Source organism: Alteromonas sp. ABH4_456 (genome assembly GCF_056160645.1).
On the sequence record NZ_JBSWXO010000007.1, the window covers coordinates 34,568 to 47,047 of the forward strand.

Sequence of the window (12,480 nt, forward strand, 5' to 3'; positions counted from 1 at the left end):
GGGTGTTGACGCTAGTGATTTGAGTCAGCGAGTAGCTTGGATTTCTTCTTGATCTTGCAATCAAAAATCTTCTCAGCATTTTTCCTTCCAATATAGTATGCAACTGTATATGGATGGCTCCGCTCAAAAAACCGCGTAAATGACTTGGTTAATGCATGCATATTCATGAGCCCTCCTGTGGTTTACCCGTCACTATCATATAATTATGACAGTAATATGTCTAACGTGTTACGGAGAAATTTAGTTCACCACGATAAAATAAATTTATCGGGTGACTCCCTTTAAATATAGGCGTTCCGTTAGAATTTGCTAGTTTAATTTTTTATAGAATAAAATGTTTCTTACTACCACTGCCGGATAATTTTTTTGTATATATCGGCATCAAGCAGGCTGAGCTGCGTCGCCGCCGGTGTCAGTGACTGTAACACGTTTACTGCATCCTGCCAGTTATCGTAACGGTTGCCGTCAATTATATAGACACTGGCAGCGGCGGGGCGGGTTGAGTCCAGTGGATACGCCGTTGCGGCTGAGGGCGGGGTGGTATCGTGGAAAACCGATTCTGACGTAATGTAATCGGCAATGCCGTCGTTGTTGATGTCTTTACTCAGCCAGCTCTTTCCTAACAGCGTGTTGTAGGTACCGTCAGATTGCATGTGTGAAATGGTGTCGTTAAATGTTGAGATCAGGCCTCTGTTAGCGGCTGTATCCTCTGCCAGCATCAGGTGGAAGCCGCTGGTGATGAGGGCGTCAGCCGAGCGGGAGACCAGTTCCTCATTATCTGCCAGCAGTAAAAGGTTAAATTCATCAATCAGTAAAGCTGAAGTCATCAGCAGGGGCGTACGATCATCAGCAAATTGTTTAAAGGCATCGAATGTAGTGGGCGTACGGGACCATTTCACCTCGCGCACGGCGCGGATCTGCGTGGTATTAGCAAAACGGTTCTCAATAGCAATGCGGCTGTCCTGCAACTGAGGCAGCAGTTTAATTTCTTTTACCGCGGGACGTTTGCTGGCTGCATACAGATATAATGGCAGATACGGAGTTGAATAGAGGGCATTACTCTGTTTGTCATCAAGACTGATAAACGCATATTCTCCGTCAAGCTGGCCGGTAGTCAGTGCACCGCCTAAAAAGGCCCTGCGCATCACTTGCAATGTCACGTCCGTATCCATACGCCTGAAGGCCTCGGTGACAATACTGTTCAGCCTGGCAGGCTCACCTTCGTTATCAATGTAAGTGGCGAGAGGAGAGGCGCCCAGTTTGATTTCTGCCTGTGCCGGGGTCGTCAGACAAAACAGGCCCGTCAAAATTAAACCGCTAAATACCTTTATCATCAAATACTTCCTAAATACGTCTGCCAGTACGGAGTATTTCGGGCAGAGTCGTCTACCGTAACCGGCTTTGTTGTAAAAGTGTAGCGTCCCGGGGGGATTAATACAGAAAAAGCGTGACAACCTGTCACGCTTTTAACCTGAGGATAGTGTGCGTACAGCTTGCAATGACGGGTGGCAAGCTGTGTTTCAGGCTTATTCGCCGAAACTGCCGGCTGCGCCCGGGTAGACCACCGGACTTTCAATGCCGTCCTTGCTGACACTGGCAACACCAAAGAAGTAGTTGTCGATGACAATATTTTCCAGAGTGGCTTCAGTGACATCACCAACAAATTTGCTGTATTGCCACTGCGGTGCATCGGTGTAGCGCCAGTACACCTTATAACCGGCTAACTGAGGATTTTGTTTGCTGTCGGCGGCTTTCCACTTCAGCGTGGTGGAAGGTTTTACCGCTCCTTCAATGGATACCTCTGCCGGTGGTGTCGGTGCCCAGGACATAGCAGCCAGACTCACTGCATTCAATCCGGTCAGTTTGGCTGCATAGTCGAAGTCAACGCCGTCAAGGGTGTCGCCGTATACAATGCCGTCTTCCGTGCGTAAGTCCTGATGCTGGCGGGTGTAATTCTCGTTGGTTTCCATGATGCGGATACCGGGATAGCCTAAATCATTGAATGGCCGGTGGTGTCCGCCGCGGCCGAATCTGTCGAGCCGGTAGATCACCATGGTGTCTAAATTTTCGATGTATTGATCAGCAATTTTATCAATATAACGGGCGAGATTACGGCTGGGAGAATCCACTTCTCCGCCGGTGAAGCGCCGGGTACGGGCTTCTGACTCAGTTTCAGTGACTCTGGTACCTTCAGCGAACAGGCGGGCGGTACTGTTATTGATCACGCCGTTCACCCCTTCGATATTGCCAATCATATCGTTATTCAGCACCGCCTTTATGCGCCAGCCTTCTTTCTGTGCTTTTGCGGCGAGAATTTTACCGCCGAATAAACCCTGTTCCTCACCGGAAAGTGCGGCGTAAACAATGGTGCCGTTAAACTTGTACTGGCTGAGTACCCGTGCTGCTTCCAGTGTACCGGCAACACCTGAGGCGTTGTCGTTTGCGCCGGGACTGTCTGATGTGAAATCCATCACATCTGATACCCGTGAATCAATGTCACCGGACATGATCACGTAGCGGTCCGGATCGGTGGTTCCCCGTTGAATAGCAATAACATTGACCACCTCCACCGGATCGGGAATTCGCTTTTCACCACTGATAGTGTCTCTGACCGTAATAACCTCAAGGCAGCCGCCGCATACAGCGGAGATTTGTTCGAATTCTTTCTGGATCCAGCGACGGGCCGCACCAATGCCACGGGTGTCTGATTTGGTTTCAGACAATGTGTGACGGGTACCGAAATTCACTAGTGTAGTGATGTCTTTTTCAATGCGGTCTGCAGAAATTGCTTTAGCAATATCGTGCAGGCGCGGATCGTCGTTAGCGGTGGGGGCTGCTATCGCTGAAGTGGACAGCAGCATGATAGTAGCAACCAGTGTGCGTGGTAGCATAAACACTCCTTCAAGCCTGTTGTAAGTGCCACGCTTATGGTTGCATGGCTGTCGGGATATCGGTTTTACATGCCCCGATACTTTTAACTCTTATTCATATTGATTCTACTATGTAACTGAAAAGGTAACACAATGCACGACCGTCTAAGCCTTTAATTCATCGAATATTTTGGTAAGGCAACTTAAGCTTATCTGGTTCAGTCGGGTAAGCCACTCTGTAATCCTGAGGAGCGGGAAACCACTTGAGTCCATCAGTCTATTTATGTAAAGAAGCGAATTTACAATTTTATTGATGAATTAAATACATTGAGAATCACGATTTCATACTTTTTGTCACTTCGATAATAGTAGTTTTGCGATTAATTTTTACGCGAAATTAACTTTTTATTAAAGAATGGTATTGCGGAGCGATAATAATGAAACACTCAATTCATCGATACACGGCAGTATATATTTCCACACTTCTGGCTCTTTCTGCATGCGGCAGTGATTCTACCGAAGATAATAATGAAAACACTGTCGAAGACGTAACTTTGACAATAGCTAGTGGGGAGTCCGTGGAGATTACCAAAAGCACTTCATACGATGTGCTGATAATAGAAGAGGACGCAAGTGTAACTGCGCCTGAAGGAAAGTCGCTCACATTAACGGTAGATTCTGTGGAGACAGCAATAGCAAGCGGTGAGTATTCCGGAGACGTTGTTTTAAGTGTTACAGACTCAATTCCGGTAGTTTACAGTGACAGCATTACCAATTATTTCAGAACAGCTGTTTATATTGAGGACGGCGCTTATGTAGCTGAGAAATCTGTATTGGCAGCTCTGGCTCAGGGGGAAGTTGATGACGCAACTGCAAGTGACTTGGTTATCTCATCTACCGGAGCAAATTTCAATGGCATTGTGGTGACGAGTAGTGCTGAAAGTACAGATTCTTATGACTATCTGATAGATAGCCCGACTATGGATTTTACCGGAAACGGTGGTAACGACTTTTCCGGATATGGCGCAGCTATTATGTCTTCAGGCTACGCCAATGTGCAGGTAAACGATGCTGTGATTACAACTAATGGTGCGATACGTACCGCAGTGTTTGTTGGCGGAAATAGTACAATGACAGTCAACAATGCGGTTATAGAAACCTATAACGGCACGCTACCCGAAGATTATACGTTCAATGTGGATTTGGGACGGATGATGGAAGCGCCGTGGATGCTTGGTATTACCGGCAATGTCAGATCAACGAACCTCGTAGGAAATGGTACTGCTTACTACATCAATTCTGTTATCACATCACAGGGATGGGGAGTGCTATCGACCGATGATACCAGTGACAGCCGGCTTTACTGCATTAATTCAGACATCAAAACTATCGAGAGCGGTTACGGTGCTTATTCCATCGGTAATAATCTGGATTATTTCAGCGGTTGTAATATGGATGTTGTGGACTATGGCGTCATTATGGCTGCTCCCGGTGACACTACATTCACAGATAGCTCCTACGTAAAGTCTGCCAGAATTGGTGTCATGTTGCATAGTGGAACTGGTGAGCTACGGATTGAGAACGGTACTGTATTTGAAACACAGGAAGCTGTCATTCAGGCAAAAAGTTCGTTTCCCACCATTGTTATTGATAACGCTACATTAGTTGCTTCAAATAATGTTCTTCTGGAAATGATTGAAAACGACGATCCCTACGGTGCCTACCTGCAAAGCCTGAATACTGGTAGCGAGAGCGGAGGTGGAAATCAACCTCCTGAGGGTGGGGATGCTTCTCAACTCAATGATGGAGGAGCATCATCTGAACTTGTTGCAACGTTATCGGACGTGACGCTAACGGGTGACATTATCAACGGTAACGCTGCGAACGGCTCGCTTTCGCTGACATTAGAAGGAGCGACATTAACTGGTGCAATTACAACATCTGAAGCGACGCCGGGTTATCTGGAGTTTTACGATGATGCGGTTTCTTTCTTTACCGATGTTCTTGAATCTGACGGTTACGTCAATTACAACCTGATTGGAAAGGTTGTTCATGAATATACAGAAGTGGAAGCTGAAGATACGATCTCAGTTTTCATGGACAGCACATCCAGTTGGACAGTGACAACTACCTCTTATATTTCATCACTCAACATAGAGGACGGCGCAACACTAAGTGCACTGGATGGTATGAATTTAACTTTGCTAGTAGATGGTGTGCAAGTTGATATTGAGCCCGGTATGTATAGCGGTAAAGTGACTTTACAGGTAACCGACAGCGAATAATTTCTATGAATATGGGCGTCTTTTGTCGCCCATTTTTATGACATATGCGGAGGTTTGGAGATTTAGTGTGAATTCATTGTGTAAAATTTTAGCGTTCTTTATTTTTATACAGGCCCCATGCCTGGCTGATGATCAGGAGAATAGTAAACCCGTAATAACTATGCTTGGGTTGCCGCTCTACCAACCCGAATATAGTTTCTGGCAGCGCTATGTGAGTAGAATAATGAAAAGTAACGGTCAGGAGATTAGTGAGGAGCTTGTCCGAACGGAAGCATTAGCTCTGGCTTGTTACGAAAGAAGTGTTAATGTTTATGCTGAGTCATCAGGAATATCATTGACGGACGCTGACAGAAACTACCTCTCGGAAAAAAGGGAAGCGAATATTCGAATATACGGGAATGCTACGGAATATCTTCGCATCATAGCAAGGCATTACGTGAACGAGTCGGTATATAGCTATCTACAGGAAACGGAGCTTAAAGCTGCACAATTGTTTAATTTGTGGTTCGGAGAAAAAGGTCAGAACCTGAAAAACAAAGATTTAAAAAGCTATCTTGCCGAAAACCCTCTGTACAGCGGTTTCTATTTAAAATTGCCTAAGACTGTAAACGGGCATGATCAGTACAAAAAGATTGCAGAGTTGAGAAATTCTATACTGCAATCCAAAGACAAATATCAAAAAATTCGAGAATTTATCAGAAGTGAAACACGGGACATAAAACAAGCCAACATGCGCCAAGGACGACAATTCGTTCAGGGAACTTTGCCTTCAAATGTGGAAAGTGCTTTTTCTGAAGTTGCCGTAGGAGAATTGAGCAGTGTAGTGACTACCAATGATGCTTATTTCGTCATATTACCAACTTCGCTGGGAGCAGATACACTTATAAATAATACAGGAAAAACACTTCGGTACTGGGTGGCATATGACGGGCTCTTCAAAGCTAAAATTAAAGCTCCCTGTAATGAGGAGCTTCTGAAACATACGTTGGCTTGATGAGAAGGCCCGCGTCTTTATATGAAGGCGTAGGCGTCACCGAAGAGTTTACCGGTGGACAGGCCACATGCTGCAAAGTCATCCCGTGCCACTTTGGCCATTTCGAAACGCCCTGCAATATAAACCTGTTTGTCAGATAAATCCGGATAGTCAGTCATCACAGCTTTGTGAACCCAACCGGTTTTACCCTGCCAGCCTTCTTCAGGAAATTCTACTACCGGAGCGAAGGTGAAATTGTCATGCTTAGCCGCTAATGCTGTCAGTTCATCGAATAGATAGAGATCTGACTGATTGCGTCCGCCCCAGTAAAGGGTCACCGGCGTGGTTGCATGATCTTTCAGTGCCTGCTGCAAAATAGACCAGGTATAAGAAAAACCGGTACCACCGGCGATAAGAATCATGTCTGAACCATCACTTTGTAATGATGCTTCTCCGTGACCGCCACTTAAGGTGACTTCACCTTCATTACGCATTTTGTCGAGGACTTCGGTGGCGTAAGCGTTTTTCTCATTTGCACCAATGTGCAATTCGATTCGGCCATTGTCATAAGCCGGATTAGCGATGGAAAACGGACGCTTATCTTTTCCGCCCATATGCACCATGATGTACTGACCGGCTTTAAAATCCACCGGCTGCGCAGGCGTTAACTCAACTTTATAAACGACCTCAGTTAACGGCGTGATGGCCGTAACCTTACACTGAAATTCCGACATAGTTACTCTTTGATTGGTTGAAGTTCTGACGCAGGCTGAGAGGGGAGCGCATATGCAATTAAAACACGCGGTAAACCCATCCATGGGCGCTCCACCGCAGCATCCCTGCTGCGGAGGGTTTTAATTGCACACACATTCCCCGCTTTCCCGCCTGCGTCCGGCATTATGCAAAAAAATTGTTTGCGGAGAGAAGAAATAATGAGCGTTTTAATTTCGCACACACGCTCCGCGCTAATCAGTCCATAATACCAAGACTGTCCCAGATGTCATCCACGCGCTGTTTCACGTTTTCATCCATGACGATAGGCGTGCCCCACTCGCGGTCTGTTTCACCGGGCATTTTATTAGTGGCATCCATACCCATTTTAGACCCCAGACCAGAAACCGGAGAGGCAAAATCCAGGTAATCAATGGGTGTGTTCTCAATAAGAACGGTATCTCTGGCCGGGTCCATTCTTGTAGTAATGGCCCAGATCACGTCTTCCCAGTTGCGGGCATCCACATCGTCATCACACACAATCACAAATTTGGTATACATGAACTGACGCAGGAACGACCAGACGCCCATCATCACCCGTTTGGCGTGGCCGGGATACTGCTTCTTCATGGTGACGACCGCCATGCGGTAAGAACACCCTTCCGGCGGCAGATAAAAATCGACGATTTCAGGGAATTGCTTTTGCAAAATAGGCACGAACACTTCGTTCAGTGCTACACCCAGAATCGCAGGCTCATCCGGCGGACGGCCGGTATACGTAGAGTGATAAATGGGTTTTTGACGGTGGGTGATATGGGTGACAGTGAATACCGGGAAAGAATCGACTTCGTTATAGTAGCCGGTGTGATCGCCATAGGGACCTTCCGGTGCTACTTCGTCCTGAGCGATATAACCTTCCAGCACGATTTCAGCACTGGCCGGCACCTGCAAGTCATTACTGACTGATTTAACCACTTCCGTTTTGCTGCCACGTAACAAGCCGGCAAAGGCATATTCCGAAAGCGTATCCGGCACAGGGGTTACGGCACCTAAAATGGTGGCCGGATCGGCGCCAAGCGCTACAGACACCGGATAAGGTTCGCCGGGATGGGTTTGACACCATTCACGGAAATCCAGTGCACCACCACGGTGGGATAACCAGCGCATAATGACTTTGTTTTTCCCGATCACCTGCTGACGGTAAATACCCAGGTTCTGACGTTTTTTGTGCGGACCTTTGGTAACCGTTAATCCCCAGGTGATCAGTGGCGCGGCATCGCCCGGCCAGCAGCGCTGAACCGGCAGCTTAGATAAGTCGACGTCATCACCGCTGAGCACCACTTCCTGACATGGCGCCTTCTTCACTTCTTTGGCCGGCATGTTCAGAACCTGTTTGAACACCGGTAATTTTTCCCAGAGATCCTTCAAACCCTTAGGCGGCTCGGGCTCTTTTAAGTAGGCGAGTAATTTACCTACTTCCCGGAGCGCCGATACTGATGACTGGCCCATTCCCAGTGCTACACGTTCCGGCGTACCAAACAGGTTTGCCAGTACCGCCATGTCTGACCCTTTCGGGTTCTCAAATAACAGGGCCGGACCTTTGGCCCGCAATGTACGGTCGGCGATTTCCGTCATTTCCAGGTCGGTGTCGATTTCCTGTGTAATGCGTTTCAGCTCGCCTCTGGCTTCAAGTTGCTCAATAAAATCCCGTAGATCTTTGTATTTCATCGTTTCCGTGTTTATTGCATCCTGAGAATGGTAGCCGGAGTATATCACTTAACGGCCGGATCCGTTTCAGGGGATGCCGGTTTGTGTCATAAACTTAATTGAGCAGCAGGTTGTTGATATAAATTAATCTGGACAGCGGCTGCAAATGGTAGTGTTATAGCGGATGTACCCGCAGTATTTGCCTTACAATTAACTCTGCTGTGGTGCACTCAAACAATAACAGTGTCAGGAGAGTGTAATGGTGTTAGTAGATCAGGATATGGTCGACGAGTTAAATCTTCTTCTTAAATTTCCGGCGTCCAGTCTCATGCAGGGACTGAAAATTCATCACGACGCCAGCCAGTCAGTTGTTCACGCCGCAGAACGTCTTTACTCAAAAGGGATCATTACTCAGCCTGATGGCGGCTATCTTACCGACCTGGGCGTAGACCTGGCAGAGCATGCCCGGCACATCCAGTCAGCATTATCGATGAAACTGAACTAAGCTTGCAGCTTAAGCTTTACCGTACCCCGCCGATAAATTAAACATAGCGGTGCGATGCCTGTTATTGACGGCATCGTTCACCGGCACCGGGGTTAATGACAGTTCAGGTTTTCACATGAAAAATAGCATAATTCTTTTGTTTACATCATTGCTGTGTGTTGCCGGGCTTAATGTGTCTTCTGCTCAGGAGATCAAAGCCGTGCAACTGTACACACAGGATGAACTTATCAACATGATCAACAAAAATGAGCACCTTACACGGGTGGTCACCGATCGTTGTCAACTGGTACAGGATATTGAAGCCCACGCAGAAGTGCTGAAGGAGCCCGCTTATCAGTTTCTCTGGGGCGATATGCTGGCCTGGGGGGTCTGTGTGGATGCCGAACCTGAGCGCGGGATTGGGTTTATCCGTGATGCATCGGAACAGGGATTGCCAGCTGCGCTTGAGCAACTGGGCCGGTACTATGCCAAAGGCACCCTGGTGCAGACAGATAAACAGCGTGCAGTCATTTATCTCCGTGAAGCCTCAGCACTGGGTAACTTAAAAGCACAAATGCAACTTGTGCAGCTGTTTCTCGATGGTCACGGCAGCCCTTACGATTATGAAGATACCTATCACTGGCTGTATAACGCAGTGACAGATGACAAAAAAACGCACAGCGACATCGCCGGATACTTGTCGGAACTGGAAAAGCTGATGCACCCGAAAGCGGTAAGAAACGCCAGACGGCCTGCTGATTCCTGACAGTATTTACTTTGGTTGCTCAGGGGCTTTCTCAATCAGGCCCTTGAGGGTTTCCAGCGTATCGGCCTCTGCGGCAGGTTTATCCCAGCGGATACGGTGAATGCGGGGGAAGCGTAAAGCTACCCCTGATTTATGCCGGCTTGAGGGATGTACAGCATCAAACGCGACTTCTACCACCAGCTCCTTTTTTACTGCCCTTACCGGACCAAAACGACCCGTTGCATTGCGGCGTACCCAGTTATCCAGCTTCTTGAGTTCTTCATCAGTGAAGCCGGAATAAGCTTTGCCCACCGGGAGCAGTGTATCGCCCTCCCGGGCACCGAAGGTGAAGTCTGAATAAAAGCTGGAACGTTTGCCGTGTCCGCGCTGGGCATACATAACGACTGCATCAATTAACAGGGGATCCCGTTTCCATTTATACCACAGCCCTTTTGGGCGGCCGGGTACATAGGTACTGTCTTTGCGTTTCAGCATCAGTCCTTCAATGGAGGTGTCTTCTGTGACATCCCTGTGCAGTGCCTCAAGTTCAGCCACATCACTCACACTGTAGGTGGGAGATAAATGCAGGCGCTCCCCCGGATATTTTTTAATGTAATCCGCCAGGCGCTGACGACGCTCAGTTAATGGCAAGGCCATCAGTGACTCGCCATTAAGTTCCAGCAGGTCATAGGCCATGATTGCTACCGGCAGTGATTGCATAAGTTTTGCGGATGGTTTCTTCTTATTTAATCGTTGCTGTAATTGATTGAAGGTATCGACCTTATCGCCGTGCATCACCAGTAATTCACCATCGAGTACCAGGTTATGATCGATGGTGTCCAGCAGATCCGGAAACGAACCACTGATATCGTCACCGGTGCGGCTGAACAGGGCTTTGCCCGCAGGAGCCGATACCAGTTGCACACGGATGCCGTCGAACTTGGGTTCAATCTGCCATTCGCCCGCGGCAAGTTTTTCCCGTGTATCATCATCGATAGGGTGGGAAAGCATCACAGTATGAAAGGTAACCCGGTCAGAAATATCCGGCTTCGGCCCTTTATTTTCCAGCCAGTTCAACAATTCAGTGTAAGGTGGCTCGACGCCATGCCAGAGAGCTTCAATTTCTTCTACAGGCACTTCACCGTAGCTGGCAAGGATTTGCTTAATGCTGCGGGCAGAAACCCCTATGCGCAATCCCCGTGTACCCAGTTTTATCAGCGCCCAGCGCTGAGAGGCTGTCATGTTATCGAGAAGGGCAGTAAGCAATGGTTTTACTTCTGTCCGCTTCGCCTCGCGGAATGATTCGACAATCTCATTCAGACCGGGCAGCACAACATCGCCTGAGGGCTGAGTTTCAGGTTGCCACAGGTGCGCCACCGTTTCGCTCATCTCGCCTACGTAGTCGTAGCTCATGGCAAAAAGATTTTCGTCGATGCGTTCAAGCATCAAGGTTTTTATTGTATTGCGCTTAAAAAAATCGAATCTGAGTTCACCGGCGATGGCCGCGATTGCCCAGCCCCTGTCCGGATCCGGAGTGGTAGCAATGTAATGGGAAATCAGCGCGGCTTTGGCGTTGGTGCCGCTGGTAAAATAAAGCTGTTCAAGTAAATCACTGAATGCTTCCATCAGCCGGTTTCCTCATCGTCATCGTAGCCGACCATAGAAAGCGCTCTGGCTTTAAAACCCATCAGATTTGCCTGATACATCAGTGCATCTTCGCGGCCATGAGTCACCCACACTTCTTTAGGAGAGACTTCTTCGATGGTTTGCAGTAACTCCGGCCAGTCACAGTGATCGGAAATAATCAGGGGCAGTTCAACTTGGCGTTGCCGGGCGCGGGCACGAATCTGCATCCAGCCTGATGCCATCACGGTGCGCACATCAGGCAGGGAACGGGACCAGCGGTCAGCCAGTGCTGAGGGCGGGGCCAAAACAATTTCGCCGGCAAGAGAGGTCTTATCCTCCACGTCACTGACCGGAATCAATTCTCCCAGTGCTATACCCTGTTGCTGATAGAGCTCGCATAATTTGAGCAGTGCGCCATGCAGATAAACAGGTTTGTGATAGCCAGCTTCCCGCAAACCAATAAGCACCCGTTGGCATTTCCCCAGCGCATAAGTGCCGACCAGATGGCATCGGTGAGGGAAAACGCTTAGTGATGTATGTAACTTATCGATTTCATGACTGATTGGCGGGTGAGTGAATACCGGCAGACCGAAGGTGGCTTCAGTAATGAACACATCGCAGGGCACCACTTCGAAGGGCGGACAGGTAGGATCGTGACGACGCTTGTAATCACCGGATATCACCAGGCGGCTTCCGCGATACTCCAGCAGCACCTGCACAGAGCCAAGAATATGACCGGCAGGATAGAGGGTCATAGTGACGGGATCTGCACTGTCTCCCAGTGATACAGGAACGCCCGGCTTAAGCGCAGTGGTGCGTTCTGCCATCTCCTCACCGTAGCGGGTTTTCATAATCGCCAGGGTTTCAGCTGAAGCGAATACATGTTGATGACCTGCGCGGGCATGATCAGCATGCCCGTGGGTAACCACGGCGTTTTCCGCCGGTTGCATCGGGTCGATGTAAAGCTTCGCAGGATGACAATATAATCCTGCCTCTTCTACCGATATCCAGTCTTGTGGGTGCACCCTATACTCCGTAAACCTGTTTGGTTTAGTTGTACGTACAGGGCGCTTAAACAG

10 protein-coding genes are annotated in these 12,480 nt (G+C 48.3%); 4 read left to right on the forward strand and 6 right to left on the reverse strand.

Annotation, left to right across the window (positions count from 1 at the left end; all coding sequences use genetic code 11):
* Window positions 1-344 precede the first annotated feature (344 nt).
* Together ACXAG2_RS12140 and ACXAG2_RS12145 are read right to left on the reverse strand one after the other, a co-directional pair.
* Window positions 345-1,334, reverse strand: coding sequence for a substrate-binding periplasmic protein (locus ACXAG2_RS12140; protein WP_474867330.1), 990 nt, complete (start codon window positions 1,332-1,334; stop codon window positions 345-347).
* Window positions 1,335-1,526: 192 nt separating this feature from the next.
* Complete coding sequence (locus tag ACXAG2_RS12145) at window positions 1,527-2,861, reverse strand: M28 family metallopeptidase (protein WP_474867614.1); 1,335 nt, start codon at window positions 2,859-2,861, stop codon at window positions 1,527-1,529.
* A 446-nt stretch (window positions 2,862-3,307) separates the two neighbouring features.
* On the opposite strand from ACXAG2_RS12145, the gene ACXAG2_RS12150 reads away from it, so the two are divergent.
* Together ACXAG2_RS12150 and ACXAG2_RS12155 are read left to right on the forward strand one after the other, a co-directional pair.
* On the forward strand, window positions 3,308-5,155 hold the full coding sequence (locus ACXAG2_RS12150) for a hypothetical protein (protein ID WP_474867333.1): 1,848 nt from the start codon (window positions 3,308-3,310) through the stop codon (window positions 5,153-5,155).
* Between the two features lie 67 nt (window positions 5,156-5,222).
* Complete coding sequence (locus ACXAG2_RS12155) at window positions 5,223-6,149, forward strand: hypothetical protein (protein ID WP_474867335.1); 927 nt, start codon at window positions 5,223-5,225, stop codon at window positions 6,147-6,149.
* Window positions 6,150-6,166: 17 nt separating this feature from the next.
* On the opposite strand, the gene fre is transcribed toward ACXAG2_RS12155, so the two are convergent.
* Both fre and ubiD read right to left on the reverse strand, forming a co-directional pair.
* Window positions 6,167-6,862: an NAD(P)H-flavin reductase gene (gene fre / locus ACXAG2_RS12160; protein ID WP_474867338.1), complete on the reverse strand. Its 696-nt coding sequence runs from the start codon at window positions 6,860-6,862 to the stop codon at window positions 6,167-6,169.
* Window positions 6,863-7,097: 235 nt separating this feature from the next.
* Window positions 7,098-8,567, reverse strand: a complete 1,470-nt coding sequence (ubiD, locus tag ACXAG2_RS12165; protein WP_474867341.1) for a 4-hydroxy-3-polyprenylbenzoate decarboxylase — start codon at window positions 8,565-8,567, stop codon at window positions 7,098-7,100.
* A 238-nt stretch (window positions 8,568-8,805) separates the two neighbouring features.
* Here ubiD and ACXAG2_RS12170 point away from each other — a divergent pair, with 238 nt between their 5' ends.
* Window positions 8,806-9,051: a TIGR02647 family protein gene (locus ACXAG2_RS12170; protein ID WP_119502642.1), complete on the forward strand. Its 246-nt coding sequence runs from the start codon at window positions 8,806-8,808 to the stop codon at window positions 9,049-9,051.
* A 115-nt stretch (window positions 9,052-9,166) separates the two neighbouring features.
* Window positions 9,167-9,796: a tetratricopeptide repeat protein gene (locus tag ACXAG2_RS12175; protein WP_474867343.1), complete on the forward strand. Its 630-nt coding sequence runs from the start codon at window positions 9,167-9,169 to the stop codon at window positions 9,794-9,796.
* Between the two features lie 6 nt (window positions 9,797-9,802).
* On the opposite strand, the gene ACXAG2_RS12180 is transcribed toward ACXAG2_RS12175, so the two are convergent.
* Window positions 9,803-11,401 carry a cisplatin damage response ATP-dependent DNA ligase gene (locus ACXAG2_RS12180; protein WP_474867346.1) on the reverse strand — a complete coding sequence of 533 codons (1,599 nt, stop codon included), beginning with the start codon at window positions 11,399-11,401 and terminating at the stop codon, window positions 9,803-9,805.
* Complete coding sequence (locus ACXAG2_RS12185; RefSeq protein WP_474867348.1) at window positions 11,401-12,426, reverse strand: ligase-associated DNA damage response exonuclease; 1,026 nt, start codon at window positions 12,424-12,426, stop codon at window positions 11,401-11,403. Before ACXAG2_RS12185 ends, ACXAG2_RS12180 begins: the two co-directional genes overlap by 1 nt.
* Window positions 12,427-12,480: the final 54 nt, after the last annotated feature.

Coding starts and splice junctions, on each gene's coding strand:
- ACXAG2_RS12140 (WP_474867330.1), bottom strand. CDS start 1,334: ATGATAAAGGTATTTAGCGGTTTAATTTTGACGGGCCTGTTTTGTCTG.
- ACXAG2_RS12145 (WP_474867614.1), bottom strand. CDS start 2,861: ATGCTGCTGTCCACTTCAGCGATAGCAGCCCCCACCGCTAACGACGAT.
- ACXAG2_RS12150 (WP_474867333.1), top strand. CDS start 3,308: ATGAAACACTCAATTCATCGATACACGGCAGTATATATTTCCACACTT.
- fre (WP_474867338.1), bottom strand. CDS start 6,862: ATGTCGGAATTTCAGTGTAAGGTTACGGCCATCACGCCGTTAACTGAG.
- ubiD (WP_474867341.1), bottom strand. CDS start 8,567: ATGAAATACAAAGATCTACGGGATTTTATTGAGCAACTTGAAGCCAGA.
- ACXAG2_RS12170 (WP_119502642.1), top strand. CDS start 8,806: ATGGTGTTAGTAGATCAGGATATGGTCGACGAGTTAAATCTTCTTCTT.
- ACXAG2_RS12175 (WP_474867343.1), top strand. CDS start 9,167: ATGAAAAATAGCATAATTCTTTTGTTTACATCATTGCTGTGTGTTGCC.
- ACXAG2_RS12180 (WP_474867346.1), bottom strand. CDS start 11,401: ATGGAAGCATTCAGTGATTTACTTGAACAGCTTTATTTTACCAGCGGC.